This is a genomic window from Parasphingopyxis sp., from assembly GCF_052168275.1.
GTDB lineage: Bacteria > Pseudomonadota > Alphaproteobacteria > Sphingomonadales > Sphingomonadaceae > Parasphingopyxis.
Genome location: NZ_JBQLZM010000065.1, coordinates 1 through 26,659 on the forward strand (window position 1 = coordinate 1; position 26,659 = coordinate 26,659).

The window sequence follows — 26,659 nt, forward strand, 5'->3', positions numbered from 1 at the left end:
GATCCGGTCGAGCAGGCGCGCGTCTATGACGCGGCCGAAGCCGACGAGCTCTGCTTTCTCGATATCACCGCCAGCCACGAGGAACGCGACACGTTGCTCCACATCGTCGAGCGGACGGCGGCGGTCTGTTTCATGCCGTTCACCGTCGGCGGCGGCGTCCGCACGCCCGACGATGCGCGGCGGTTGCTCCTCGCCGGCGCCGACAAGGTCGCGGTCAACAGTGGGGCGGTCGCGCGACCCGAGCTCGTCCGCGACATGGCCGAGCGCTTCGGCAGCCAGTGCGTCGTCGGATCGATCGACGCGCGGGCGGACGGCAAGGGCGGCTGGGAGATATTCACCCATGGCGGGCGGCGCGGGACCGGGATCGACGCGGTCGCCCATGCCCGGCGGCTCGCGGAACTGGGCGCCGGCGAGCTGCTCGTGACGTCGATGGACCGTGACGGCACGAAGGACGGCTATGACCTCGAACTGACGCGCTCCATCGCCGACAGCGTGACCGTGCCCGTCATCGCCTCGGGCGGGGTCGGCACGCTCGACCATCTGGTCGAAGGTATCCGCGACGGCCATGCCGACGCCGTGCTCGCCGCCTCGATCTTCCATTTCGGCACGCACAGCATCGCCGAAGCCCGGGCCGCCCTTGCCGCGGCCGGAATCCCGGTCCGCAGCACGAGGATCGTCGGGTAACTTTACACTAACCATAGTCCGCAATCCGGAATTAACCATTGCGCATCCGAAACAAGCGCCATGTGCGGGAACTGGCCGGATTCTTGCGTGATAAACGCCGTATTCACCATTTCAGGAGCGCGGATGTCCCTCGCCCGCATCATCGCCGCCTTTCTGGCCGCCATCGCGATCGGCGCCACACCCGCTTTGGCGGCAGCGATCAGCATCGATGCGCCCGGCGATATCGCGCTGTTCGCGCTTGGCGTGACGGGGTTGCTCGTTGGCCGTCAGATCAGCAAGCGGCGGAAAAAGAACGGCTCGGACAAACCCGGTTGACGACCGGAGTGCGCCCGCGCAGAGGCTGATCCATGGCCAAAACGCTGACCCGCCTCGAATCCGTCATCCGCGACCGCAAGAATAGCGGCGGCAAATCCTCCTATGTCGCCAAGCTGCTCGGCAAGGGGCGGGGGAAGGTTGCCCAGAAATTCGGCGAGGAAGCGGTCGAGACGATCGTGGCGGCGCTTGCCGAGGACGACGAGGCGCTGGTCGGCGAAGCCGCGGACGCGCTCTTCCATTTGCTGATCCTGCTTGCCGAACGCGACATCCCGCTCGCCGACGTGCTGGCCGAACTCGAGCGGCGCGAGGGCATGTCGGGCCTCGCCGAAAAGGCCGCGCGCAAAGACTAGCTGCAGTGGAGCCGGCCCGAGCCGATCGTGCTCGACCGGCACCGCGCGCCGCCCCGCACCGTGACATCGCCCGATCCGACGAACGAGGCCTCGACCGTGTCGGTGGCATAGGCCTCGACGTCGCCCGAGCCGGCAATGGCGACGTCGAGACGGCGGGTCCGGAAATCGCCGGCCGCGACATCGCCCGATCCGGCGATGTCGAGCGCGACCTCGCCGGCCGTCCCGGCAACGCTCAGGTCTCCCGATCCCGCAATCTCGAATTCCGCGCGATCGGTTTGCAGCGATTCGATAACGATGTTCCCCGATCCGGCGATCGACGCTTCGAAAGCCCGGGCCGTGAACCGGCCGATGCTCATGTCGCCCGATCCGGAAAGCGAAACGCCGTTCAGCGCCGGCAGGCTGATATAGATCGTCGCCGGCCGGCCTTCGGGGCGCATCCGACGGCGGTTATGGCCCTCGCGATATTCGATCCTGAGTACGCGATCTTCGACCGCAAATGCCAGCTCGTCGAGAATGGTACTGGCCCCTTCGGCGCGCACCGCGAATTCCCCGCCCTGGACGATTTCGACAGTGTCCGGCGTCGCGAGCGACACCCTGTCGAAGCCGCTCAGCGCGTAGTCGCGCGTCATCGAAACGCCGGCCGTAGAGCGCGCCTGGGCGGTGGTGTCCCGCGCCGCCGCCTGGCCCTCCCGGGCCGCTCCGTTCGTGCACGCGGCCGCCGCGGCCAGCAGCGCCCATACAGTCATGGCCCGCATCGCATCCTCCCTTTCGAGGGCGGAGAATTAGCGCATGAACGCAATTACGACAAGTGCCGTTTATCGTGCGGGGCCGGTCCTTCGTCGGATTCCGGCTAGCTGCAGCGCATATCGCCCGAGCCGACCGAGTTGGACCGGCACTCGGCCCCGCCGCGCACCCGGATGTCGCCCGAACCGAGAAGGTTGCCCTCGACCCGCTCCGTCGCATGGAGTTCCACATTGCCCGATCCCGCGATCGAGATGTCGGCCCGCCGCACGCGCAGGTCGGCCGCCTCAATGTCGCCGGACCCGGCGATCCCGATCTCGAGGTCGGCGACGGTTCCGGCCGCCTGGATATCGCCGGACCCGGCGATATCGAATTCGGCGCGATCCGCTTCGAGCGCCGCGATGGCCAGGCTGCCCGATCCGGCGATCGATACCGCGAAATCGTCGGCTTCGGCGCGCGCGATCCGCATGTCGCCCGAACCGGCGACGGAGGCGCCGTTGATCGCCGGCATGGTGATAAAGACCGTCGCCGGATCGTCGCCGATACTGAGCCCGCGACCGCTCTCGCGGCCGATCCGGAGCGTCCCGCTGCGGATTTCGAACTCGAGCCGCTCGACCACTTCGTCATCGCCTTCGACCCGGATATCGAAAGCGTCGCCCAACGTTATTTCGACATTGTCGGGCCCGCGCAACGAAACCGCGTCGAATTCCGCCAGCTCCAATTCGCTCAGCGGCCGGCCGTTCGACAGGCCGTCTCCGTCGAAGTTGATCCCCGATCCGCAGGCCGCGACGGCCAGCGCCGAAAGCGAAACCAGAAACGCGCGCATTATCTTTCTCCCAGCTGTATTGTTATCGTAATACAGCGATACGCTGATGTTGGCAAGCCTCAGCCGGCGGCGCCCGGTTTCGCCGGCATATCCTCGCAGACGCTCTCGACATCGCCGTCGCGCGCTATTTCGCCCGCCTCCTCGGCCTCGATTTCGTCATGGCTCTGATGCAAGGGCGCGAAGCGCAGCAGCAGGAAACCGACCAGGCCCGACACGGCCGAACCCAGCAGTACGCCGATCTTGGCTTCCTCGATCAGCAGCGCATTGCCGGGGAAGGCGAGGCCGCCGATGAACAGGCTCATCGTGAAGCCGATGCCGCAGAGCATCGCCGTGCCGTAGATCTGCAACCAGGTGGCGCCGCGCAACTTGCCGGCAATGCCGAACTTCACGGCCAGCCAGACGCTGCCGAAAATGCCGATCTGCTTGCCGACGAACAGGCCGAGCGCGATGCCGAGCGGCAGCGGCGCGAGGATCTGGTCGAGACCCATGCCGTCGAGATTCACGCCGGCATTGGCGAAACCGAAGACGGGCACGATGAAAAAGGCGCTCCACGGTGCGACGGCATGTTCCATCCGGTGCAGCGGGCTGTCGACCGCGTCGGGCGCGCCCGGCGTTTTCGTGATCGGGATCATCATCGCGGCGAGCACGCCGGCGATCGTCGCATGGACGCCCGAAAGCAGCACGCAGTACCAGAGCAGGCCGGACAGCAGGACATAGGGCAGGAGGCGCCGCACCCCGGTGGCGTTCAGATAGTACATCACCGCCAGCACGAGCACCGAGGCGAACAGCCAGATCGTCGAGAGCGACGGCGTATAGACGAGCGCGATGATCGCCACTGCGCCCATATCGTCGACGATCGCCACGGTGACGAGAAACAGCTTGAGCGACGTGGGCGCGCGCTTGCCGAGCAGGGCGAGAACGCCGATCGCGAACGCGATGTCGGTCGCCGCCGGAATCGCCCAGCCGTTGACGAGTTCGCCATAATCCCATGTGACGAACAGGAAGATCGCGGCCGGGACCGCCATGCCCGCCACTGCCGCGATGATCGGCAGGCGGCGCTTGTCCCAGCTCGACAGCCGCCCGTCGACGAATTCGCGTTTGATCTCGAGGCCGACGAGGAAGAAGAAGATCGCCATCAGCCCGTCATTGATCCACAAATGGAGCGTCATCGGCCCGAGCTTGCTCGTGAGTTCGGGGCTCAGGATCGGCCCCATATCGGCGTTGAGCAGGTGGTGATAACTGTCGTAGAGCGCGCTGTTGGCGACGATCATCGCCAGCACCGCCGCCGCCATCAGCACGATGCCGCCCGCCGCTTCGCTGTTCAGGAACTTTCTCAGCGCAGATCGCACGCCCAAGCGTTCAGCCATGTTCACTCCCTCGTTTCGCGGATGCTCTAGAGCGGAATCCCGGCGATGAAAACAGCCCGCGCTTCCGTGATTTGCTCTTTTCGCCTATAAGGCGCGCCGTCGCCATCGGGACTGGCGCGCGGGGAGAGAATGCACGGGGGCGGAGCGGTTCTGGAACTTGCCGAACTGGCGTTTCGCGAACTGGCCCTGTTCGCAGCCTTCGGCTTTCTGCTCGGTGCGCTCGACAATCTCGCCATAGATCTACTCTGGCTCCGGCGGATGATCCGGCGGCTCGCCGGGCGGCGCGACGCCGCGCCCTGGGCGATAGCCGATCTGCCGGCGCCCGATCGTCCGGGCCGCCATGCGGTTTTCATCCCCGCCTGGGACGAAGCCGCCGTGATCCGCGCGATGCTCGAAAACACGGTCTGGCGCTTCGCGGGCCAGGACTATCGGCTGTTCGTCGGCTGCTATCCGAACGATCCGGCAACCCGGGCGGAGATCGAAGCGGTCGCCCGCCGCGCCGCCAACGTCCGCATGGTCGTCTGCCCGGACCCTGGCCCGACGACCAAGGCCGACTGCCTGAACACGCTGTGGAGGGCGCTGGAAAGGGAAGAGGCCGACAGCGGAACGCGGTTCAAATCGGTCATCCTGCACGATGCCGAGGATGTCGTTCATCCCGAGGAGATCGCGTTGTTCGACAGGCTCATCGAACGGCACGACCTGGTGCAGATACCGGTCGTGCCGCTTCCGCATCCGCGATCGCGCTGGGTCGCCGGCCATTATTGCGACGAGTTCGCCGAAGCCCATGGCAAGGACCTCGTCATTCGCGACAGCCTCCACGCGGGCGTGCCGTCGGCCGGTGTCGGCTGCGCGCTCGCGCGGGACGCGCTCGGCGCGCTGGCGGCAGAACGCGGCGGCCTCCCCTTCGATGCCGACAGCCTGACCGAGGATTACGAACTCGGCCTGTCGCTCGCCGAACGCGGCCGAAGCGGAACGTTCGTCCGGTGCCGTGGCGGGGACTCGCAAGGTTTGATCGCGGTCCAGGCGCATTTCCCAGCCACGCTGGCCGAAGCGGTCCGCCAGAAAACGCGCTGGGTTGCCGGCATCGCGCTCTATGGCTGGGAGCGGCTGGGTTGGCATGGCGGCGTCGCGGATTTCTGGATGCGCGTGCGCGACCGCAGCACGATCCTCGCCGCGCTGGTGCTGCTCGCCGCCTATCTGGCGATGCTGATCGGGTTCGTCCTGCTGATCGCTGCACTGGCGACCGATTACACGCTTCCCCCGATGACGCCGGTGCTCGCGCTCCTGCTCGGCATCAACTTCGGGCTGTTGCTCTGGCGGCTCGCCGTCCGCGCGATGTTCACCGGGTTCGTTTACGGACGGCGCGAGGCCATGCGCGCCGTTCCCCGGGCCATCGTATCGAACATCATCGCGATGATCGCGGCGCGGCGGGCGATGACGCATTACGTCTTCGCCCGCCGCGATCGCCCGCCGGCCTGGGACAAGACCCGGCACATCTTTCCCGAAACCGCGGTCCCGCGGCCATGATCCAGCTCACCCCACCCGTCCGCTTCATCGCGACGATCCTCACGACCTGGATCGTCTTGCGGATCGCGTTCTGGGCGCCGGCAGAGATTCCGCCGCTGCTGCTCGACCGTCCCAGCCCCTTTCTGCCCGACCTGTCCTCGCTGCCGCTATTCGACAGATCCCGACCGGGAGCAACGGCCGCGCCTGTCGGACGGACCTTCCGGGAGATCTTCGCAAACCGACTGCGCGACGAACGCGCCGCCGCCGCGCCGCCGTCCCCGCCCGGGCATTGCGGCGCCCGCTGTCAGCGTATCTTTCTCGCCGCGCATATGCCGCCGCTCAGCCAGCCTCTGCTGATGCGGTTTGCCCGGCGGCCCTCGCGGCTGCCGTCCCCGCCGCTGGCCCGTCCCGCCGCGTCCTCGCCCTTCAGCCTCGCCGCCTGGGTCCAATGGCGGTCCGGAGACGGCGTCGAAGCGCTGGCCGATGACGGCGAGCTCGGTGGCAGCCAAGCGGGCATCCGGGCGCGCTACCGGATCGTCCGCGCCGCCGGGTTCGAGGCGGCACTCGCCGCGCGGCTGTCGCGGCCGATCGAGCGCGACAATGGCGCCGAAGCCGCCATCGGAGTCGCCGTTCGCCCCGCCGCCGACATACCGGTCGAGCTGACCGCGGAGCGGCGGATCGCGCTCGACCATGGCGGCCGCGATGCCTGGGCGATCGGGATCGCCGGCGGCGTCTATCGTCGGCCTCTGCCCTTCGGACTGGAGCTCGACGGCTATGCCCAGGCTGGAGTCGTCGGCGCGCGGAGCCGCGATCTCTACGGGGACGCCGCGCTGATCGTGTCGCGGCCCGTCCCGCTCGGCGGACGCGGGACGCTATCGTTCGGCGGCGGGGTCTGGGCCGGGGCGCAACCCGGCGCATCGCGGGTCGATATCGGGCCCGAAGCCAGCGTCCGACTGCCGGTGGGGAATGGCGGGGTTCGGCTTTCGCTGAGCTGGCGCGAGCGCGTCGCGGGATCGGCCGCGCCCGGGTCCGGGCCGGCGCTCACGCTCGGCGCGGATTTCTAGCCGCCAGCAACCGGCAACCGCAGACTCCATCTTCCGCTGGCCCCGTAAAATCGGTAGGCCGGAACAAGCATGGATATCTACCTCCCGATCGCCGAAATCTCCGTCAATGCGCTGCTCATCATCCTGCTCGGCGGCGTGGTCGGGATCCTGTCGGGCATGTTCGGCGTCGGCGGCGGTTTCCTGACGACGCCGCTCCTCATATTCTCGGGCATCTCGCCGGCTGTCGCCGTCGCCTCGGCGACCACCCAGATCACGGGCGCCAGCGTTTCCGGCGTCACGGCCCATGCCCAGCGCAAGGGCGTCGATTTCCGGATGGGCGGTGTCCTGATCGCCGGCGGGGTATTGGGCACCATCTTCGGCGGCATCCTGTTCCTCCGCCTGCAGCAGGCCGGGCAGATCGATGTCGTCGTCGCGATGCTCTACATCATTCTGCTGACCAGCATCGGCGTGCTGATGATTCGCGAGGCCTGGACGGTGATCCAGGCCCGGCGCACGGGCATCCCGATCAAGCCGCCGGTGCGCCGCCATCACCCGCTCGTCGCCGCGCTGCCGCTGCGCTGGCGCTTCTACGGCTCGGGCCTCTACATCTCGCCGCTGGCGCCGCTCGGCGTCGGCTTCGTCGTCGGCACGCTGACCGTGATGCTCGGCATCGGCGGCGGCTTCGTCCTGGTGCCGGCGATGATCTACCTGCTCGGCATGTCGACGCGCGTGGTGGTCGGCACCTCGCTGTTCCAGATCCTGTTCGTCGCCGCGGCGACGACGATGGTCCACGCGCTGACGACCCAAGCCGTCGATATCGTGCTCGCCATCCTGCTCCTGATCGGCAGCGTCACGGGCGCGCAGATCGGCGCGCGCCTGTCGACGCGGATCAACGCCGAATGGCTGCGCCTGTTCCTCGCTGCGCTCGTCATCATCGTCGCGGTCCGCATGGCGCTCGGCCTCGGCTGGCGACCCGACGAAATCTACTCGATCGAGATCACATGAGGCGGTTTGCTCCCCTGCTCCTGCTGCTCGTCTGCGTGCCGATTCTGATGGGCCAGGCGCGGCCGCGGCTCGTGCCCGCCGTCGATCAGGAGCGGATCGAGATCATCTACAGCTTCACCGGCGCCGAACTCATGGTCTATGGCGCGATCCTGCACCCCGGCGGCCGCGTCCCCGACGAGCCGGTCGATATTGTCGTCGTCCTCAAGGGACCCGAGCAATCGATCCTCGTGCGCGAGAAACAGCAGCGCATGGGGATCTGGATGAACGCCGCGCAGGCGCGCTTCCGCTCCGCTCCCGCATTCTACGCGCTGGCCAGCGCCCGGCCGATTGACGAGATTGTCGACGAGCGCACGGCCGCGATCTACGAACTCGGGATCGACAGCCTGCAACTGTCGCCGGCCAGCGCCAATCCGCCCGAAGAAGCACAGCGCTTCGACGAGGGGCTGGTCGACCTGAGGGGACGCAACGGCCTCTATGTCGAGCAGACCGGTGCGGTCGAGGTCACCGAGGGCGTGCTCTACAATGCGCGGATCGACATCCCGGCGCGCGTCCCGGTCGGCGACTATACGGCCGAGACCTTCCTGATCCAGGACGGGCGGGTGCTGGCGGGCGAGGTTCGCGAAATCCGCATCGACAAGTCGGGCTTCGAGCGGTTCGTGGCCAATGCCGCCGAAAATAACGGTTTTCTCTACGGCCTCGTCGCCGTCCTCGTCTCGCTGCTGCTCGGCTGGATTGCCGGAATCGCGTTCCGCCGGATCTGATCCGGTACGGGTTTAGTAAGCGAAAAATTTACCGTTCCGCGCCTAAGGTTCCACACTTTGAAAAACCGTGGAATTGGGTGGGTTTCGACATGGACGATTTTGGCACTTTCCGACCGGTAAACGAGGTCGAGTCGAACACGGCGTCGCTCGAGGGCAACATGGTCCCGCGCGATCAGGGTATCGTTATCGGCCATGTGACCGAAATCGCCGGTTCCAGCTCGCGCATCGCGGTGAATGCGGAGATGCTCGACAAGGTGCGCTCGGACCCCGATCCCACGCTCGCCATGGCGGGCCAGGTCGGCAGCCAAGTGAAAATCCGGGTCGATAACAGCTGGCTCGTCGCCAATATCCGGACGCTCGCCGCCGATTCCAACGACAGCGGCTCGGTCAACGCCTATATCGATTTTCTCGGCGAGGGCGTTGCCGTCGAGGGCACGAACCGGGTGAAGGGTTTTCGCCGCGGCGTAACCCGCTTCCCGATTCCGGGTACGCCGGTCATGGCGGTGTCGGACCGGGACATGCGCGAAATGTTCGCCACCGAAAGCCGGCCGCATATCGAGATCGGCAATATCTACCCGACCAAGGATATTCGCGGCGCGCTCTATATCGATGCAATGCTCGGCAAGCATTTCGCGGTGCTCGGGTCGACGGGTACCGGTAAGTCGACCAGTGTCGCGCTGATCCTCCACCGGATCTGCGAACTCGCGCCCGAAAGCCATATCGTGATGGTCGATCCGCACGGCGAATACAGCGCCGCCTTCAAGAATGCCGGCGAGATTTTCGACGTCAACAATATCCAGCTCCCTTATTGGCTGATGAACTTCGAGGAGCATTGCGAGGTCCTGATCACGACGTCTGGCGCTGACAAGCAGCGCGACCGCGACATCCTGGCCAAATGCCTGCTCGCGGCCCGCAGCAAGAGCCGGCTCGCCGAAGAGATTCCGCGGCTCACGGTCGACAGCCCGATACCCTATCTCCTGTCCGATCTGCTCTCGCTGATCACGACCGAGATGGGCCATCTCGATTCGGCCAACGACACCGCGCCCTATATGCGCCTCAAGAGCAAGATCGAGGAGCTCAAGGCCGATCCGCGCTACAGCTTCATGTTTTCGGGCATGCTGGTTGCCGACACGATGGCGGAGTTCGTCGCCCGGGTGTTTCGCCTGCCCGGCAACGGCAAGCCGATTTCGATCGTCGACGTGTCAGGCGTTCCGTCCGACATCACCTCGGTCGTGGTCGCCGTGCTTTCGCGCATGGTCTTCGATTATGCGATCTGGTCGCGCAACGAAGCGCAGCGCCCGATCCTGCTGGTCTGCGAAGAGGCGCACCGCTATATTCCGGCCGGCCATATCGAGGAAACGTCCGCCGTCGGCGACATTCTCAGCCGGATCGCCAAGGAAGGCCGCAAATACGGCGTTTCGCTGGGCCTCGTCACGCAGCGCCCGTCGGACCTGGCCGAGGGCGTGCTGTCGCAATGCGGCACGATCATCGCCATGCGCCTCAACAACGACCGCGACCAGGCGCATGTCCGCGCCGCCATGCCCGAGGGCGCCCGCGGCTTCCTCGACGTGATCCCGGCGCTGCGCAACCGCGAATGCATCGTCTGCGGCGAAGGTGTTTCCGTGCCGATCCGCATCGCCTTCGACAATCTCGAGGAAGAGAAACGCCCGGCTTCGGCCGACCCCGTCTTCTCGGAACTCTGGACGCATGTCGGCGACGAGAAAGGCATCGTCGACCGGACGATCAAGCGCTGGCGCAGCCAGGGGCGGTAAGCGGTTATCGCGCGCCCCTCGGAGCGCGGTGGAGTGCTCCGGACCGGGCCTTCCCGCAACGCTTCAGTTCTCTTTCTTCCGACGGTGCCCGCGCGCTAGCGACGGTCTGACGCGCTAAAGCCTTCTCGCCGAGAAGGTATCGCAGGCCGCCGGATCGCCGCTCTCCATGCCGCGGCGAAGCCAGCGCTGGCGCTGTTCCGACGTGCCGTGCGTGAAGCTTTCCGGCACGACATAGCCCTGCGCCGCGCGCTGCAGCGTGTCGTCGCCGATCGCCGCGGCGGCGCGCATTCCTTCCTCCAGATCGCCGGGCTCCATCGCGTCGCGTTCGCGGTTGGCCCAGACGCCGGCATAGCAATCGGCCTGCAGCTCCATCCGCACCTGCAGCGCATTGCCCTCTTCGCGGCTTGCGCGCTGTTGCTGGCGGCGGACATCGGCGGAGATGCCGGTGATCGTCTGGATGTGGTGGCCGACCTCGTGCGCGACGACATAGGCTTGGGCGAAATCGCCGCCCGCGCCGAGTTCGGTGCGCAGCTGGGTGAAGAATTCGGTGTCGAGATAGATTTTTCGGTCGGCCGGGCAGTAAAAGGGCCCCATCGCCGAATCCGCGGCGCCGCAGCCCGAACTGCCGCGATTGTCGTAAAAGACGAGCGTTGCCGGGACATAGCGCTCGCCGCGTTCGGCGAATATCTCGCTCCAGCGATCCTCGGTCGAGGCGAGGACCTGTGCCACGAAGCGATCGGTTTCGTCCTGGATCGCCTGTTCGCCGCGCGTCACTTCGCCGCCGCCGGCCGGGCCGCCGCTGCCGTCGGTCAGGCCGAGATTGCCGAGCCCGCCGCCCATGTACGACATCACGAGGAAGACGATCACGATCAGCGCGATCGAGCCGCAGCCGAGCTGGCCGCGCCCGCTCGCCGGGATCGGGATCGGCATGCCGCCGCCCCTTCGCCCGCCGCCGAGCCCGCCGGGTATGCGGAAGCCGCCCCGGCCTCCTCCCGTCTGCCGTTCGATATTGCTGCTGGTTCTCCGGCCGCCCAAGCGCATGCGATTCTCTCCCTCTTCCCATCCAGACAATGCGCGGGGAGCGAGAGAGTTGCAATCGGGGCTGGCATCGGCGCGGGGGACGGGTAGACAGGCGGGCGATTGACCCCGTCACATGAAAGGCCCCGCCATGTTTCTGAAAGGCAAAACCGCGATCGTTACCGGCTCCACCTCGGGCATCGGCCTTGCCTATGCCAAGGCGCTCGCCGCCGAGGGGGCGAGCGTGATGATCAACGGGTTCGGCGACGCGGACGAAATTGAGGCGGAACGCGCGGCGCTCGAAGCGGCGTCGGGCGCCAGGGCCGCCTATTCGGATGCCGACATGTCCGATCCGGCGGCGATCGAGGCGATGGTGACGCAATGCGCCGAAGAACTCGGCACCGCCGATATCGCGATCGCCAATGCGGGCATCCAGCATGTCTCGCCGATCGAGGATTTCCCGGTGGAAAAATGGGACGCGATCATCGCGATCAACCTCTCCTCGGCCTGGCATCTCGCCCGGCTCACGGTACCGGCGATGAAGCAGAAGGGCTGGGGCCGGATCATCTGCACCGCCTCGGCCCACTCGCTTGTCGCCAGCCCGTTCAAATCGGCCTATAACGCGTCGAAATTCGGGGTCGCGGGGATCGTCAAGACCGTCGCGCTCGAAACCGCGCAGGACGGCATTACCGTCAACTGCATCAGCCCCGGCTATGTCTGGACGCCGCTGATCGAGAAACAGATTCCCGACACGATGCGGGCCCGGGGGATGACCCGCGACGAGGTCATCAACGACGTCCTCCTCGCCGCCCAGCCGACCAAGCAGTTCGTAACGCCTGAACAGGTGGCGAACTTCGCCCTCTATCTGTGCCGCGACGAGGCGGCCTCGATCACCGGCGCGAACCTCTCGATGGATGGCGGCTGGACCGCGCAGTAGCGGGCTGGCCTGTATCGGGAGGATAGGATAGGCTGATGGGCATGACGGGGCGCGTGCACGCAATCTTTGCAGCGATACCAGCGGCTTTGCTGCTCTCTTCCTGCGCCTACACGACCGGGGTGACGGGGCCGGAGGCGGGCTCCAATCCCGACCAGGAATTGCCGACCTTCTGGCAGTCGATCGCCACGCCGGACGATCGCCGCCGGATCTCGAACTGGCGGCGCGCCTTCCGCGAGGGCGTGGCGGACGCGGCGGCGGGCGGCCATGCGAACGAAGTGGCGGCCGAAGGCGTGCTGTTGCGCCCCGATGCGGGTCTGGCGGATCCCCGCCCGCCGGCCGGCGACTATCGCTGCCGCTTCATCAAGCTCGGTTCGCAGGGCAGCGTACCCTTGTCCTTCGTCGCCTATCCCTGGTTCCGCTGCCGGATCGACGACCAGGGCGAGACGCTGCGCTTCCGGAAACTCACCGGATCGCAGCGCCCGAGCGGCACCTTCTATCCTGAAAACCGGCTGCGGATGATCTTTCTCGGCGTGCTCGAGCTGGGCGACGAAACGCGGTCCCATGTCTATGGCCGCGACGCCAATCGCGACATGGCCGGGACGCTCGAACGGATCGGCGATGCGCGCTGGCGCATCGTGCTGCCCTATCCGCGCTTCGAGTCGCTGGTCGACGTGCTCGAACTCGTGCCGGAAGACGCCCGGCCGCCGGACCGTCCCGCCCAATAGAGAATATGACAGAGAGCCGAGCCCAGGAGAGTTTCATGCGCCATCTGCTTTACGCCCTGCCCCTGCTGGTCGCCGCGCCGGCCCATGCGGACGAGCTGCGCGACGCGGTCGCCGCGGACATGCCCGAGTTGATGGAGCTTTACCGCCATCTCCATGCCAATCCCGAACTCTCCTTCCAGGAAGACGACACCGCCGCGCATCTCGCGGCGATCGTCGAGGAACTGGGCTTCGCGGTCACTACCGGGGTCGGCGGGCACGGCGTCGTCGCGGTGATGGAAAACGGACCCGGTCCGGTGCTGCTGATGCGGGCCGATATGGACGGGCTACCGGTCGAGGAACAGACAGGCCTGCCATTCGCCAGCACGGTCGTGGCGACGACCGACGAGGGCATCGAGTCCCATGTCATGCATGCCTGCGGCCATGACACCCATATGGCCGCCTGGGTCGGCGCGGCGCGGCAGCTAGTGGCGCGCCGCGACCAATGGTCGGGGACGCTGGTCGCGATCCTGCAACCGGCCGAAGAGCGTGGTGCGGGGGCGCGGATGATGCTCGAGGACGGGCTCTACGAACGGTTTCCCAAGCCCGATTATGCGATCGCCTTCCATGACGCGGCCTCGGCGCCGGCCGGATCGATCGGCGTCGTTCCCGGCTGGGCGATGGCCAATGTCGACAGCGTCGACATCCATGTGCGCGGCGTGGGCGGCCACGGCGCCTATCCGCATACGACGCGCGACCCGATCGTGCTCGGGTCGCGGATCGTCGGCGCGCTGCAGACGCTGGTCAGCCGCGAGGTCGATCCGCAGCAGCCCGCCGTCGTAACGGTCGGCAGTTTCCGGGCCGGTTCGAAGCACAACATCATTTCGGACGAGGCGCAGCTGTTGTTGACGGTGCGCAGCTATACCGACGAAGTGCGCGAGCAATTGCTCACCGGCATCGAGCGGATCGCGCGCGCCGAGGGCATGGTCGCCGGCTTGCCCGAGGAGCTGCTGCCCGAAGTGACGCGCCGCGACGAATACACGCCCGCCGTGTTCAACACGCCCGAGCTGACCGGCGATCTGATGGCGCTGTGGCGCGGCCGGTTCGGCGAGGAGCGCGTGCTGGAGGGCGAACCGGTGATGGGCGGTGAGGACTTCAGCCGCTACTATCGCGCCGATCGCGACAACATCCAGAGCGTGCTGTTCTGGGTCGGCGGCGTGCCCCTCGACCGCTGGGAGGCGGCCGAGCGCGGCGAAATCCAGCTGCCCTCGCTTCACAGCGCCTATTGGGCGCCGGATGCCGAAGCGGTGATCGGCACGGCGACCGAAGCGCTGGTTGCGGCGGCGCTCGATATCCTGGCGCCGGCACGGGCGGATTGATTTGTCAGAACGTTGGGCGAGCAACATTTTTGGAATGGAGGCATCAATGCCCAAAGCCTCTTATTGAGAAACATTCTCAATAAATATCAGGCAATTGATCGTTTCTGTTGCTCAACCCGATGGGCAAATTCCGTTTCCCTCGAATCGGTCGATCAGCTAGTCCGACAATTGCGAAACCGGCTTCTGCCGGGCCCCCTCAGTTCCAACCAGGAGAGCATCATGGATCTCAAAGGCAGCCAGACCGAAGAAAATCTCAAGGCCGCGTTCGCCGGCGAAAGCCAGGCCAACCGCCGCTATCTCTATTTCGCCCAGAAGGCCGATATCGAAGGCCATAACGATGTCGCCGCTGTTTTCCGTTCGACGGCCGAGGGCGAGACCGGCCATGCCCACGGCCATCTCGAATTTCTCGAGGAATGCGGCGACCCGGCGACCGGCGAACCGATCGGCACGACCGAGCAGAATCTCGGCGCCGCGATCGCCGGCGAGACCCATGAATATACGGACATGTATCCGGGCATGGTGAAGACGGCGCGCGAAGAAGGCTTCGACGAAATCGCCGACTGGTTCGAAACGCTGGCCAAGGCCGAAAAGAGCCATGCCGGCAAGTTCCAGCGGACGCTCGATACGCTGAAGGCCGAAGCATAAGCGCCTTGAAACGATGACGTGAATTGCGGGGACGGGTGGAAACCCGTCCCCCTTTTCATTGAACACGGGGTCAGCAGGGGAGCGACCACATGCAGGAAGGCAGCCTCGAAGCGCCGACACGCCATCCGATCGCCTGGCAGGACGATGAATTCTACGACGAGGAGCTGCTCGATGCCGAGCTGCGCCGCGTTTTCGATATCTGCCATGGCTGCCGCCGCTGCTTCAATCTGTGCGACAGCTTCCCCCGGCTTTTCGACCTGATCGACGAGAGCGAGAATGAGGATGTCGAGAGTCTCGACAGCGCCGATTTCAAGCCGGTCGTCGACGCCTGCACCCTGTGCGACATGTGCTTCATGGTGAAGTGCCCCTATGTGCCGCCCCACGAATTCGATCTCGATTTCCCCCACCTGATGCTGCGCGCGCGGGCGATCGAACATAGAAAGGGCGAGACGGGTTTCGCCGACCGGGAACTCGCCAAGACCGACCGCAACGGCAGGATCGCGACGGCGATTCCCGGCATCGCCAACTGGGCGAGCAAGGAATCGAACGGGCTCACCCGCGGGGCGATGGAGAAGACTCTGGGCATCGACAGGCGCGCGCACCTGCCGCGTTACGAGTCGAAACCGCTGACGAAGACGCCGGCGAAAGCGATGCCCGCGGTCAATATCGACGCGCCCAGTTTCGGCCGGAAAGCGGCGATCTATGCGACCTGCTACGCCAATTTCAACGACCAGACGCCGGGCCGGGCGGCGCTCGACGTGCTCGCGCATAACGGCGTCCAGTGCCGGATCGAGCATCCGCATTGCTGCGGGATGCCGCTGCTCGAAAATGGCGATCTCGAAGGGGTCGCGAAGAGCGCCGCGGCCGTGGCCGCGCATTTCGAGCCGCTGATCGATCGCGGCTACGATATCGTCGCGCTGACCCCGTCCTGCGCGCTGATGCTGAAATTCGAATGGCCGCTGATCCTGCCGGACGATGCGAGCGTCCGGAAACTCGCCGAGAACACCCGCGATCTCGCCCAATATGTCGTCGAGCTGTCGAAGGACAAAGGGCTGGTCGACGTGCCCGAGATGGACAGCAAGATCGCCATGCATTTCGCCTGCCACAGCCGGGCGCAGAATATGGGGCCGAAAGCGCTCGAAATGCTCCGCCTGATCCCGGGCGCGACGCCGACGCTCGTCGAGCGCTGCTCGGGCCATGGCGGCAAATGGGGCATCATGGCGGAACATTACGACACCGCCGTCAAGCTGGCGCGGCCGACGGTGCGCAACCTCAAGAAAGCCGACCCCAATTATGTGGTCAGCGAATGTCCGCTCGCGGGCCCGCACCTGCGCGAGGTGATGGCAATGGCGGACGGCGAGGCCGCGCCGGACCGGGTCGGCCACCCGATCGAGATTCTGGCCAGGGCATACGGATTCTAGGGAGCAGGACATGCCGCGCAACAGCCGCGAAATCACCGCCGACGACATTATGAGCCTCGAGGATTACGAGCAGATCAGGGCGGAGAAACGCGAAGAGAATCTGCTGCGCAAGCGCTTCCGCCGTCTCGCGGTCGGGCCGCATGTCACCGTCTATTTCGAATCCTGGGACACGATGTGGCTCCAGGTCCAGGAAATGCTGCGCATCGAGAAGGGCGGCGAGGAGCAGCTGGTCGACGAGCTCCGGGCCTATAATCCGATGATCCCCAATGGCGACGAGCTCACCTGCACCCTGATGTTCGAGATCGAGGATCCGGGGCGGCGCGACGCGCTATTGAACCAGCTCGGCGGCGTGATCGACCATATCCATATCGTGATCGACAGCGAGAAGATCGGCGCCGTGCCCGAACAGGATGTCGACCGGGAAAGCGACAGCGGCAAGGCCTCGTCGGTATTGTTTCTGCATTTCCTATTTTCCGCGGAGCAGAAAGCCAAGTTTCGCGATCCCGCCAACCGGCTCTTCTTCCAGATCGACCATCCGGCCTATGGCCATGCGGCGATCATCGGCGAGGAAATGCGAGCCGAGCTCGCCCGGGATTTCGCCTGACGTCCCGACCGGCGGAAACGCACCGGCGGTCGGCCGGGCCACCCACGGCAGGGGCAAGGCTGTCTCGGTCCCGTCCGATACCGGCGCCGACCGCCTCGACAATCCGGTGAACGGGTCATATCGATCGGGCGTCGATCATCAACCGACGGGAATCGAGAACCATGGCCGAACGTGTACCGAGCGATGACCATCAGGCGGCTGAACAAGCCTTGGCGACAGCCGTCGACGCGCGCGATGCGGTGGGCGCCGAGTCTGCGCTCGACCGGCTTGCCGAATATCCGGCCGGGCGGCAGCAGGGAACGAAGCTGATCGCGGAGGCGATACTCGCGGCCCGCGACGGCGATGAGAAGCGCGCGATTTTCGATTTTCTGGGTCCGGCCCTCATCGCCCGGATGCATTTTGTCAGCGGTACGGACGGCCGCTTTGCCCAGGCGATGATGAGGACATCGTGGCCCGACGAGACGGCGGCGCGGCTTCTCGCGGCAAGCGATCTCGTGCCGGGCGATGCGGGGCTCGCCTATCAATATGTCCGCTTCCTGGCGCGGCTCGACCGGCCGGAAAAGATAGTGCGCTTCATCGGCCATCGCAACGAGGTCTTCGGCGATCCCGCCAACCTCCTGACGTTACCTGCGGGTACGAAGCTCACAGACGAACAACGCGATGCGGTTCGCGCCTATGTCGAAACGATAGATCCGGACACGCCCAAGGCGATGCGCATATTGGCGGTGCGCTGGCTGATGAACCATGGATTGTGGGAAGCAGCCAGGAGCGCCGCAAAAAGGCTCGGCGTCAAGGGTTCCGCGTTTCGCGCCACGGGAATGATTCTCGACCTCATCGAAGCGGCGCCCGGTGCCGACGGACGACCGGAGCCGTTCGGGGGCGCCGTCGATGTCTATCTCCGCCGCGCGCCGGACAGCAAAGGGCTGGTGCTGCTTTTCGGCGGCGTCGGCGATGGCAATCTGCTGACGCTTTCGCTCGTCGACCGGTATCTTGCCGCGCTCGGCCTCAGCTCGCTGATGATGCGCGACAATCACCGGATGGTGTTCATGCAGGGCGTACGGTCGCTGGCCCCCGACCGCGACGGCACGATCGACCGGTTGCGCGCGATTATCGACGATCTCGGTGTCGAGCGGCTCTATACGCTGAGCACTTCGGGCGGTGGATTCGGCGCGATGACCTACGGGCTGATGCTGAAGGCGGCGCGCTGCCTGTGCTTCAGCCCGGTTTCCCGAATCGCCGGTGTCGCCGAACATGATCCGCGGACTCCGCTCATTCGCGAGCGGCTCGAACGCCAAATCCCGCCGGAGGAGTGGGATATCATCGACTGGATCGGACGGACCGAGCATCGGATGCCCATCTCTCTCTATTATGGCCGCGACAGGGCGGTCGACCGCTTTCATGCCGAGCGGCTGGCCGGCCAGCCGCATATCGATCTTGTTCCGGTCGATTCTGGCGGGAAGGGCAGCGCGCTGCTGGCCGTCGCCGCGCAACGCGATCTTGGCGACGTGATCGCACGGTCGTTTGGTCTGGAAAGCGCGTTATCGGCCTAGACGGCTGCGCGATTTCGCTGTCAGCAGCCCTCAGGCGGGCACGCTCTCCGGATAGTGCGCCCCGTCCTGCTCGTAAAATTCCCTGCGGCGCTGCTCGTCGACCATATGGGCGAAGGTCTCATGGTCGTATTTCTTGCCGTCATAAAGGACATGGTCGGCCGGTCCGTGGCCCGGGAACAGTTTGTCGACATAGGAGATCATCCGGCTCATCGTCCGGCTGTCGCCATCCCGCACGTTGGTCGGCCGCGCATGTAGCGTGATGTTCTGGTCCATGAAGACGATCTCGCCGTCGGTCCAGTCATGGGTGTAGATATAGTCAGGCCGGTCGAGCAGCGACCACAGATGCGCGCGGTATTGCATGCTTTCCTCGCGGGACATGCCGCGGAAATGGCTGAAGCAGTGGCTCGGGAAACGGATGCCCGCGCGGCCCGTCGCCGTCCGGTCGACCAGCGCGCATTCCATCTTCGGATAGGGGATCATGTTGTAGCGCACGATTTCCTTTTGCGACGGGATCAGGTCCCGGCTCATCGAGCCGCCGTCCCAGTCCCACACGGTGACCAGCTCGTCGACCATGGACCGGTCTTCGCTGTTGAGCGCCTCATAGGCCGGCGCCGTGCACAGAAACGCCGTCTGGCTGTTCTGGCTGCCCCACAGGCTCATCAGGCCCACGATGCGCTGACTGTCGTGATAGGCCTGCTGGTCGCTGTGCCAGTCCAGCTCGCCATTGGTGAAGACGCCGGTCGGCTTGCCCTTCTCGTTCTTTTGGAAACTCACCCGGGACATCCCGGTCTTGCCGGAAATATGGTCGACGGCATTGGAAATATGGCCGAGATTGGCCAGCAGGTTCCGCCAGTGCCGCCCGGTCAGGCGTTTTTCGCCGACATATTTGTGGATAATCGCGCGGCAGGGCTGCCCCCAAAGCGTGTGGATCTCGTAGAGCCGTTCTTCCGGGACGCCCTGCCGGACCAGCGCGACGCATTCATGGGCGACGGTCCGGCCCAGTTCGCGGCACTGCTCATCGTCTTCCAGATCGATCTCGTCGATCTCTATCGCATTGTTGATCGGCCTGATATCCATTGCCCGTCCGTCCCCGATTGGATGTTCCGGCGATGGTTATGCCTGTATCTGGATGCGCAAGTCGAGTGCGAAATCGTTCGCGACCGCCTATTCGCAGCCGATACCGTCATTGTCCCGGTCGAGATGCCGTCCATAACCCGGTTCGCCGCGCCGGACGGGAGCGGCGCCCGCTTCGCGCGCCGCCGTGCAGTTCAGATACGCGCCGCTTTGCGTGCGGCCGGGCCGGGCGGTGGCCGGCACGGTCACGCTGGTCGATGCGCCATGACAATGCCGCCCTCCGCGGCGCCGGTCGTTGTGGCAGCCATCGGCGGCGAGACCGCCCGGGTGAAGCAGCATTGCGGCGATCGCGATCGATACGGACATGGCATCCTCCTCGGTTGGACGCCGCATCAGCGTAAATCGAATTCTTTCTCAAATGTTTAGCGCGGCCGATTAAGTCGATCCGGACTATCGCCATATCGGACGGAAAACGCCCGCCAGGCACGAAGGCCGGACGGGCGTCTCTTCTCCTCCCCAGGAAAAGCTCGGTAATCTGGGCAGGCACCCTCTCCCAAGGGGTGTGCGATAAAAAGGATGGGGGCACCTGCCCCCACCAGTAAGCTCGTTATTCGGCCGCCTCGACGAACTGGTCGGCTTCGGTCGACTCGGCGAGCGCCGTAGTCGAGCTCTGTCCGCCCGTGATCGCATTGGAGACCATGTCGAAATAGCCGGTGCCGACTTCGCGCTGGTGACGCGTCGCCGTGTAGCCGTTTTCCTCGGCCGCGAATTCGGCCTGCTGCAGTTCGGAATAGGCGGCCATGCCGCGATCCCTGTAGCCGCGGGCGAGTTCGAACATGCCGTAGTTGAGCTGGTGGAAACCGGCCAAGGTGACGAACTGGAACTTGTAGCCCATCGCGCCGATCTCGCGCTGGAACTTCGCGATCGTATCCTTGTCGAGATTGGCCTCCCAGTTGAAGCTGGGCGAGCAGTTATAGGCCAGCATCTTGTCCGGAAATTCCTTCTTGATCGCTTCGGCGAAGCGCCGGGCGTCGTCGAGATTGGGCTTCGAGGTTTCCCACCAGAGCAGATCGGCATGCTCGGCAAAGGCGAGGCCGCGCTTGATGCAGTGATCGACGCCGGTGCCGTCCTTGAGGCGGAAAAAGCCTTCGGGCGTGCGTTCGCCGGTCATGAATTCGTGATCGCGCTCGTCGATGTCCGAGGTCATCAGCTTCGCGCTCTCCGCATCGGTGCGCGCGCAGATGATCGTCGGCACGCCGCAGACATCGGCGGCGAGTCGCGCCGCATCGAGATTGCGGATATGCGCCTGGGTGGGGATCAGCACCTTGCCGCCCAGATGGCCGCATTTCTTCTCGCTCGCCAGCTGGTCTTCATAATGAACGCCCGCGGCGCCGGCGGCGATATACGCCTTCATGATCTCGAAGCAGTTGAGCGGGCCGCCGAAGCCGGCCTCGGCGTCGGCGACGATCGGCGCGAACCAGTCGCGGTCCGTTCCGCCTTCCGAATGCTCGATCTGGTCGGCGCGCTGGAGCGTGTTGTTGATCTTGCGCGCAAGCTCGGGACCGGCATTGGCCGGGTAGAGCGACTGATCGGGATACATCGCGCCCGCGGTGTTGTTGTCGGCGGCGACCTGCCAGCCGGAAAGGTAGATGGCCTGCAGGCCGGCGCGCACCATCTGCATCGCCTGGTTGCCGGAGAGCGCGCCGAGCGCGTTGATGTAATCCTCGCTGTGCAGCAGCTCCCAGAGCTTGTTCGCGCCCTTGGTGGCGAGCGTATATTCGATCTTCACCGAGCCGCGCAGCGCCTCGACCTTGTCGGGCCCATAGGGACGGGTGATGCCATCGAAACGGCCAGAGGCGGCGGGGATCAGCTCTTCGAAGGTCGCCATTACAGTTAATCCTTTACATATATTTTGAAACGGGGAGGAACGGCTTTGCGCCGCGCTTCAGTCGATTTCATAACCGATTCGCAGCGTTCCGCCTATGCTGCACTGCGATATATTGGGTGTGGCGGTCGGATTCAGCGCGCAAGCCGGTGTCATTTTGTAAAGATATTGACATCGGCGGCGCGGTCCTTGAAGGACGGTCCATGGCCGACCCCAAGCTCTTCGCCGGACACCGGATCAGGCGGCTCAGGCGCCAGGCCGGGCTGACCCAGGCGGCGATGGCCGAGACGCTCGACATCAGCCCGAGCTATCTCAACCTGATCGAGCGCAACCAGCGCCCGCTGTCCGCGACCCTGTTGCTGCGGCTGGCCGAACAGTTCGATTTCGATCCGCGCAGCCTGTCCGACGACGAGCCAGGCGGCGGCGAGACCGGGCTCAGGCGGCGGCTCGCCGACCCGCTGTTCGCCGATCTCGATATCGACCGCAACGAGCTGCAGGAATGGCTGGCTGCCGCGCCGGGCGGCGCCGAGGCTTTCGCCCGCGCCTTCGACCGGATGAGCCAGGCCGGCGGGGGTGGCGAGCCGGAGGCCTACGATCCGGTCATTCCCGTCCGCCGCGAGATCGAGCGCTGGAAGAATCACTATGCCGATCTGGACGAACAGGCCGAGGCGCTGGCCGACGAGCTGCGGCTCGGCGCCGGGGATCTCTATGGCGCGATCGCCGAGCGGCTCAGGAGCAAGCATCAGCTGACGATCCGCATCCTCCCGGCCGAGGTGATGCCCGATCGGCTCCGGCGGCTGGATCTCCATGCCCGCCAGTTGCAGCTGTCCGAGATGCTCGATCAGGCCTCGCGCACTTTTCAGGCGGGCTTCCAGCTCGCGCAGATCGAGGCCAAGGCGGAGATCGAGGCGCTGGTCGCCGGCGCGGAGTTTGCCGAACCGGTGCAGGGGCGTTTCTATCATCGCCATCTCGCCGGCTATTTCGCCGCCGGGCTGATGATGCCCTATCGCCGTTTCCTGCGTGCCTGCGAGGCGAGCGGTTACGACTTCGAACTGCTCCAGCGACGCTTCGGCGCGGGGTTCGAGCAGGTGGCGCACCGGCTGACGACATTGCAGCGGGTCGGCGAGCGGGGCCTGCCTTTCTTCATGCTGCGGATCGACCGCGCGGGCGCGGTCTCCAAACGCTATGCGGGGGCGAGTGGATCGCCGCTCGTCGAGGCCGCCGGTTTCTGCCCGCTCTGGCATATCCATCGCGCCTTCGACCGGCCCGGCGAATTCGCCCGCCAACTGGTCGAGCTCGAGGATCAAAGCCGCTGGCTGACCATCTCGCGGACCGTCCATCCGGTCAGCCGCGCACCGAGCGGAGTGCGCGCCGAGTTCGCGATCGGGCTCGGGCTCGCCGCCGACCATGCGGCGCCGCTCGCCGAAGCGCGCGGCGTCGATCTGCGCGACGGCGCGGCGGCCCCGATCGGGCTCGGATGCCGGGCCTGCACGCGGGCCGATTGCCCGCAGCGCAGCGCTCCCCCGGCCGGGCGGGCGCTCCTCATCACCGAGCGCGAGCGGGCCTTGACGCCGTTCGCTTTCGCGGGCGATTAACCGGTTTCCCCGCCCCATGCCCGGAGACCGAAAAATGCCGAGATTCTGGACTGTTATGCTTCCCGCGACGCTGCTCGCGCTGCCGCTGGCCGCGCCCGCCGAACCGACGCCGGTCACCGTGCGCGTGCTGTCCGACGATGCGAAGTTCATCGGCACGACGCTGGGCGGCGCGCGCATCGTCATTCGTGACGCGGAGAGCGACGCGGTGCTCGCCGAAGGCGTGACGGCCGGCATCACGGGCGACACGGAGCGGATCGTGACCGCGCCCCGGGTCCGCCACGGCAGCATCGCGAGCGAGGGCGATGGCGGATTCTCGACGGTGCTCGACATCGATCGGCCGACCCGGGTACGCATCGAGGCCAGTGGCCCGCTCGACCATCCGCAGGCGATGGCCGAGGCCGCACAGACCCTGTGGCTGATACCGGGGCGCGCGCCGCATGGCGCCGATGGGGTGATCCTCACCTTGGCGGGCCTGATCGTCGATTTCGGTTCGCCCTCGTCGTTCGGCCGGGATTTCGCCGCAGGCACCGAGGTGCCGATCGCGGTCGAGGTCGCGCATCTGTGCGGCTGCCCGCTGACGCCGGACGGCACCTGGGATTCCAACCAGTATGAGATCGGCTACCGGGTGACGCGCGACGGCGCGGATATCGCGACCGGCGATCTCGCCTATGCCGGAGCAGCCAGCCATTTTGCGGGCGGTTTCACGCCGCCCGAGAGCGGCGTCTACACGGTGGCGGTGACCGCCTATCATCCGCTCACCGGCAATACCGGAGTCGGCAGCCGGACGATCACCGTCCGCTAGAGCCGCTTGCCGCCGTCCTCGCTCGCCTTGAGCGCCTCGACCGCCTCCTTCACCCGCTGGCTCTCGCCGCGCGGCAGGATCAGGACCGCATCGTCGGTCGCGACGACGATCAGATCCTCGACGCCGATCGCCGCGACCATCGGCCCTTCGGACCGGATCAGGCAGTTCGCCGTGTCGATGGCGAGTACGTCGCCGCGCAGCGCATTGCCCGCCGCGTCCTTGCCCATCAGCTCGTGGAGCGCGTCCCAGCTGCCGATGTCCGACCAGCCCATCGCGACCGGGACGACGGCGACCTTCTCCGCCTTTTCCATGACCGCGTAATCGATCGATATCGCCGGCGCTTCGGCGAAGCCCGCGGCGTCGGGCCGGTGGACGGCGCCGTCGCGGCGGCCGGCATCGAAGGCCCCGCGCGCGGCGGCGAGAATGGTCGGCGCGTGGTTGCCGAGCGCATCGAGATAGCGACCGGCGGTGAACAGGAAGATGCCGCCGTTCCAGTGATAGCCGCCCGCATCGAGAAAGCCCTGTGCGGTCTCCCGGTCGGGCTTTTCGACGAAGCGCTCGACGCGGAAGCCGGTATCTCCCAGCGCCTCGCCCTGGCGGATATAGCCATAGCCGGTTTCCGGGCCCGTCGGCGCGATGCCGAAGGTCACGAGCCAGCCGTTGGCGGCCAGCGCCGCCGCCTTGCCGACCGCGGTTTCGAAGGCCGCGACGTCGGCGATCACCTGATCGCTGGGCATCACGAGCATCGGCGTCTCGGGCGGCAAGGCCAGCGCGGCCAGCGCTATGGCCGGTGCCGTATTGCGGGCCTCCGGTTCGAGGATCGTCTCCGCCTCGCCGGCCAAGGATTGCAATATCTCCGCCTGCGCCGCCCCGCCGACGAGCAGCGGCGGGCCGAAACGATCGCCGCTCACCCGGTCGATCGTCCGTTCGAGCATCGTCGTATCGCCGGTCAGCGGCAGGAACTGTTTCGCGCGCGCCGCGCGCGACAGCGGCCAGAGCCGGGTGCCGCTGCCGCCGGTGAGGATGACGGGGGTGATGGGTGGCGTCGTCATGCCGGTCCTTATGACGGGTCCGCGCGACCGGCGAAAGCCACTAGCCCGCCTCGCGATAATAGCGGCCCCAGATCTCCTGGCCGCGCGCCTCATAGTCCTGCATCGCCGCGACCAGCGATGCGCGCAGCGCGCTGTCGACCATCTCTTCGGGCAGGAGGGGATCGAGATTGATCAGCCGGATCGCCGCCTGGCCGAGCAACAGGGTCTCGCGCGCGGCTTCGGCCAGCGGAAGGCTGTCGATCCGCGCGGCGCTGGTCTCGATCGCCGCGAGCGCCTCCGCGTAGCGGGCCTGCAAACCCTCGACATCCCAGAGCGTTCGGAAATCGACGCCATCGGGCGCCGCATAATCGCCGAGTTCGAACAGCATCGCCCTGTCGTCGAGACCGATGGCGACGAGCTCGGCGCGCAGGTCGCGGAGTCCGGCCGTGAGATTGGCCGGGCGTACCCAGAGATCGGGTTCGGCCTCGGCGAAACCGTGCAGCTTGAGCGCCTGCGACCGCGCGGCGAGCTGCTTGCGGTCGGTGCGGCCGAGATTGCCGGCCGGCACCGCGAGCCAGCCGCCGTCCCAGGGTTTCGTCCGTCCGCCGACCCGGCGCCAGCCGCGCACCTGGTCGCGCAAGGGGCGGGAACCGGCGCCCGACACGTAAAGCCCGCGCCCGGCGCTTTCGAGCAGGCCTTCCTTCGTCAGCCGGGTCGCGGCCATCCGCATCGCGCTGTCCTCGATACCGAAGGCATTGCCCGCGGCGACGAACTGCGCGGCGGTCATCTGTCGGGTGCCGATCGCATTCATCAGCGACAGGATCAGCCCTCGCCCCGTCATCTCCCGCGCGCCCGGGCTTTCGAATGAAACAGTAATTGACATAATATGCGATTATCCGTTACAAAAGCCGCCGAGCCATAACAAGGAGTCGCGCGTGCGGAAACCCGTAAGCCTGTCCGATGCCGTCACCAAGGACGAGCTGCGCGCGCTTGTCAAAACCTCGGACGCCAAGGCGATGGCGATCCTGCTCGTCAATTATGCGATCATCGCGGGCGCCTTCGCGATGGCGATCCTCTGGCCCAACCCGTTGACGATCCTGCTCGCGATCGCGCTGCTCGCGGGCCGGCAGCTCGGCCTTGCGGTGATGATGCACGATTGCGCGCATCACGCCTTCTTCTCCGGCCGCCGGGTCAACGAATTTGTCGGCCACTGGCTGACCGGCGGCCCGATGAACGTGTCGGTCCATGCCTATCGCGCCTATCATTTGAAGCATCACCGGCATGCGGGGACCGCGAAGGATCCGGATATCCCGCTTGTCAGAAACTATCCGGTCAGCCGGGACAGCCTGCGCCGCAAGTTCACGCGCGACTTTACCGGCCAGACCGGCATTCGCGACCTGATCGTCAAGCTGCGCAAGCTCAAGCTGCCAAAGGACCTTCCTTGGCTCGTCTTCCATGGTGCGCTGTTCGCCGCGCTCTGGGCGGCCGGCGAGCCCTGGGCCTATGCGCTGTGGTGGGCGGCGGAGTTGTTCGTCTATCCGGCGATCACGCGGCTCCGCAATATCGGCGAACATGGCGTGGTGAAGGACCGGCTGAGCCTCGAGCCGCGCGACAACACCAACACGACGCTCGCCAATCCGATCGAGCG

27 protein-coding genes are annotated in these 26,659 nt (G+C 66.2%); 18 read left to right on the forward strand and 9 right to left on the reverse strand.

The window, feature by feature from the left end:
- The 3 genes from hisF to ACTS1X_RS05735 all read left to right on the forward strand — a co-directional run.
- Positions 1 to 684: imidazole glycerol phosphate synthase subunit HisF (gene hisF / locus ACTS1X_RS05725; RefSeq protein WP_442613422.1), on the forward strand; the 684-nt coding region annotated here is incomplete at its 5' end.
- Between the two features lie 60 nt (positions 685 to 744).
- Positions 745 to 999, forward strand: coding sequence for a hypothetical protein (locus tag ACTS1X_RS05730; RefSeq protein ID WP_442613423.1), 255 nt, complete (start codon positions 745 to 747; stop codon positions 997 to 999).
- Between the two features lie 32 nt (positions 1,000 to 1,031).
- On the forward strand, positions 1,032 to 1,349 hold the full coding sequence (locus ACTS1X_RS05735; protein ID WP_442613424.1) for a phosphoribosyl-ATP diphosphatase: 318 nt from the start codon (positions 1,032 to 1,034) through the stop codon (positions 1,347 to 1,349).
- Here the strand turns inward: ACTS1X_RS05735 and ACTS1X_RS05740 are convergent.
- The 3 genes from ACTS1X_RS05740 to nhaA form a co-directional block, all read right to left on the reverse strand.
- Entirely contained in the window at positions 1,346 to 2,095 is a 750-nt protein-coding gene (locus tag ACTS1X_RS05740) for a head GIN domain-containing protein (protein WP_442613425.1), read from the reverse strand. The genes ACTS1X_RS05735 and ACTS1X_RS05740 overlap by 4 nt on opposite strands.
- Positions 2,096 to 2,199: 104 nt before the next feature.
- On the reverse strand, positions 2,200 to 2,916 hold the full coding sequence (locus ACTS1X_RS05745) for a head GIN domain-containing protein (RefSeq protein ID WP_442613426.1): 717 nt from the start codon (positions 2,914 to 2,916) through the stop codon (positions 2,200 to 2,202).
- Between the two features lie 59 nt (positions 2,917 to 2,975).
- The gene (gene nhaA / locus ACTS1X_RS05750) at positions 2,976 to 4,283 is read right to left on the reverse strand and encodes a Na+/H+ antiporter NhaA (RefSeq protein WP_442613427.1); all 1,308 of its coding nucleotides are present in this window, start codon (positions 4,281 to 4,283) and stop codon (positions 2,976 to 2,978) included.
- Positions 4,284 to 4,412: 129 nt separating this feature from the next.
- On the opposite strand from nhaA, the gene ACTS1X_RS05755 reads away from it, so the two are divergent.
- The 5 genes from ACTS1X_RS05755 (at position 4,413) to ACTS1X_RS05775 (ending at position 10,370) form a co-directional block, all read left to right on the forward strand.
- A complete protein-coding gene (locus ACTS1X_RS05755) occupies positions 4,413 to 5,810 on the forward strand; it encodes a glycosyl transferase family protein (protein ID WP_442613428.1) in 1,398 nt (465 codons plus the stop codon).
- Positions 5,807 to 6,853 carry a hypothetical protein gene (locus ACTS1X_RS05760; protein WP_442613429.1) on the forward strand — a complete coding sequence of 349 codons (1,047 nt, stop codon included), beginning with the start codon at positions 5,807 to 5,809 and terminating at the stop codon, positions 6,851 to 6,853. Before ACTS1X_RS05755 ends, ACTS1X_RS05760 begins: the two co-directional genes overlap by 4 nt.
- Before the next feature lie 69 nt (positions 6,854 to 6,922).
- The gene (locus ACTS1X_RS05765) at positions 6,923 to 7,837 is read left to right on the forward strand and encodes a sulfite exporter TauE/SafE family protein (protein WP_442613430.1); all 915 of its coding nucleotides are present in this window, start codon (positions 6,923 to 6,925) and stop codon (positions 7,835 to 7,837) included.
- The gene (locus tag ACTS1X_RS05770; protein WP_442613431.1) at positions 7,834 to 8,598 is read left to right on the forward strand and encodes a TIGR02186 family protein; all 765 of its coding nucleotides are present in this window, start codon (positions 7,834 to 7,836) and stop codon (positions 8,596 to 8,598) included. The genes ACTS1X_RS05765 and ACTS1X_RS05770 overlap by 4 nt, the downstream gene beginning before the upstream one ends.
- 158 nt (positions 8,599 to 8,756) lie before the next feature.
- Positions 8,757 to 10,370, forward strand: coding sequence for an ATP-binding protein (locus ACTS1X_RS05775; RefSeq protein ID WP_442613449.1), 1,614 nt, complete (start codon positions 8,757 to 8,759; stop codon positions 10,368 to 10,370).
- A gap of 114 nt (positions 10,371 to 10,484) precedes the next feature.
- Here the strand turns inward: ACTS1X_RS05775 and ypfJ are convergent, their stop codons facing one another.
- Positions 10,485 to 11,411: a KPN_02809 family neutral zinc metallopeptidase gene (gene ypfJ, locus ACTS1X_RS05780; RefSeq protein ID WP_442613432.1), complete on the reverse strand. Its 927-nt coding sequence runs from the start codon at positions 11,409 to 11,411 to the stop codon at positions 10,485 to 10,487.
- 127 nt (positions 11,412 to 11,538) lie between these two features.
- On the opposite strand from ypfJ, the gene ACTS1X_RS05785 reads away from it, so the two are divergent.
- The 7 genes from ACTS1X_RS05785 to ACTS1X_RS05815 all read left to right on the forward strand — a co-directional run bounded on the left by ACTS1X_RS05785 (position 11,539) and on the right by ACTS1X_RS05815 (position 18,624).
- Complete coding sequence (locus tag ACTS1X_RS05785) at positions 11,539 to 12,324, forward strand: 3-hydroxybutyrate dehydrogenase (RefSeq protein WP_442613433.1); 786 nt, start codon at positions 11,539 to 11,541, stop codon at positions 12,322 to 12,324.
- A gap of 86 nt (positions 12,325 to 12,410) precedes the next feature.
- The gene (locus ACTS1X_RS05790) at positions 12,411 to 13,049 is read left to right on the forward strand and encodes a DUF4893 domain-containing protein (RefSeq protein WP_442613434.1); all 639 of its coding nucleotides are present in this window, start codon (positions 12,411 to 12,413) and stop codon (positions 13,047 to 13,049) included.
- Between the two features lie 35 nt (positions 13,050 to 13,084).
- Positions 13,085 to 14,404 carry an amidohydrolase gene (locus ACTS1X_RS05795; RefSeq protein ID WP_442613435.1) on the forward strand — a complete coding sequence of 440 codons (1,320 nt, stop codon included), beginning with the start codon at positions 13,085 to 13,087 and terminating at the stop codon, positions 14,402 to 14,404.
- A 219-nt stretch (positions 14,405 to 14,623) separates the two neighbouring features.
- On the forward strand, positions 14,624 to 15,049 hold the full coding sequence (locus ACTS1X_RS05800) for a rubrerythrin family protein (RefSeq protein ID WP_442613436.1): 426 nt from the start codon (positions 14,624 to 14,626) through the stop codon (positions 15,047 to 15,049).
- A gap of 89 nt (positions 15,050 to 15,138) precedes the next feature.
- On the forward strand, positions 15,139 to 16,470 hold the full coding sequence (locus tag ACTS1X_RS05805) for a heterodisulfide reductase-related iron-sulfur binding cluster (RefSeq protein WP_442613437.1): 1,332 nt from the start codon (positions 15,139 to 15,141) through the stop codon (positions 16,468 to 16,470).
- Positions 16,471 to 16,480: 10 nt separating this feature from the next.
- Positions 16,481 to 17,074, forward strand: coding sequence for a DUF3501 family protein (locus ACTS1X_RS05810; protein ID WP_442613438.1), 594 nt, complete (start codon positions 16,481 to 16,483; stop codon positions 17,072 to 17,074).
- A 161-nt stretch (positions 17,075 to 17,235) separates the two neighbouring features.
- A complete protein-coding gene (locus ACTS1X_RS05815) occupies positions 17,236 to 18,624 on the forward strand; it encodes a hypothetical protein (RefSeq protein WP_442613439.1) in 1,389 nt (462 codons plus the stop codon).
- A gap of 30 nt (positions 18,625 to 18,654) precedes the next feature.
- Here the strand turns inward: ACTS1X_RS05815 and ACTS1X_RS05820 are convergent, their stop codons facing one another.
- The 3 genes from ACTS1X_RS05820 to aceA all read right to left on the reverse strand — a co-directional run bounded on the left by ACTS1X_RS05820 (position 18,655) and on the right by aceA (position 21,586).
- Positions 18,655 to 19,701 carry a TauD/TfdA dioxygenase family protein gene (locus ACTS1X_RS05820; protein ID WP_442613440.1) on the reverse strand — a complete coding sequence of 349 codons (1,047 nt, stop codon included), beginning with the start codon at positions 19,699 to 19,701 and terminating at the stop codon, positions 18,655 to 18,657.
- An 87-nt stretch (positions 19,702 to 19,788) separates the two neighbouring features.
- The gene (locus tag ACTS1X_RS05825; protein WP_442613441.1) at positions 19,789 to 20,064 is read right to left on the reverse strand and encodes an excalibur calcium-binding domain-containing protein; all 276 of its coding nucleotides are present in this window, start codon (positions 20,062 to 20,064) and stop codon (positions 19,789 to 19,791) included.
- 241 nt (positions 20,065 to 20,305) lie between these two features.
- Positions 20,306 to 21,586, reverse strand: a complete 1,281-nt coding sequence (gene aceA, locus ACTS1X_RS05830; RefSeq protein WP_442613443.1) for an isocitrate lyase — start codon at positions 21,584 to 21,586, stop codon at positions 20,306 to 20,308.
- Positions 21,587 to 21,786: 200 nt separating this feature from the next.
- On the opposite strand from aceA, the gene ACTS1X_RS05835 reads away from it, so the two are divergent.
- Together ACTS1X_RS05835 and ACTS1X_RS05840 are read left to right on the forward strand one after the other, a co-directional pair.
- Positions 21,787 to 23,178, forward strand: coding sequence for a helix-turn-helix domain-containing protein (locus ACTS1X_RS05835; RefSeq protein WP_442613444.1), 1,392 nt, complete (start codon positions 21,787 to 21,789; stop codon positions 23,176 to 23,178).
- A 55-nt stretch (positions 23,179 to 23,233) separates the two neighbouring features.
- Positions 23,234 to 23,980, forward strand: a complete 747-nt coding sequence (locus ACTS1X_RS05840; RefSeq protein WP_442613445.1) for a hypothetical protein — start codon at positions 23,234 to 23,236, stop codon at positions 23,978 to 23,980.
- On the opposite strand, the gene ACTS1X_RS05845 is transcribed toward ACTS1X_RS05840, so the two are convergent.
- Together ACTS1X_RS05845 and ACTS1X_RS05850 are read right to left on the reverse strand one after the other, a co-directional pair.
- Complete coding sequence (locus ACTS1X_RS05845; protein WP_442613446.1) at positions 23,977 to 25,032, reverse strand: mannose-1-phosphate guanylyltransferase/mannose-6-phosphate isomerase; 1,056 nt, start codon at positions 25,030 to 25,032, stop codon at positions 23,977 to 23,979. The two genes, ACTS1X_RS05840 and ACTS1X_RS05845, sit on opposite strands and share 4 nt — an antisense overlap.
- A gap of 40 nt (positions 25,033 to 25,072) precedes the next feature.
- Positions 25,073 to 25,852: a hypothetical protein gene (locus tag ACTS1X_RS05850; protein ID WP_442613447.1), complete on the reverse strand. Its 780-nt coding sequence runs from the start codon at positions 25,850 to 25,852 to the stop codon at positions 25,073 to 25,075.
- Positions 25,853 to 25,946: 94 nt separating this feature from the next.
- On the opposite strand from ACTS1X_RS05850, the gene ACTS1X_RS05855 reads away from it, so the two are divergent.
- Positions 25,947 to 26,659, forward strand: a 713-nt coding sequence (locus tag ACTS1X_RS05855; protein WP_442613448.1) for a fatty acid desaturase, incomplete at its 3' end; no start/stop codon positions are given.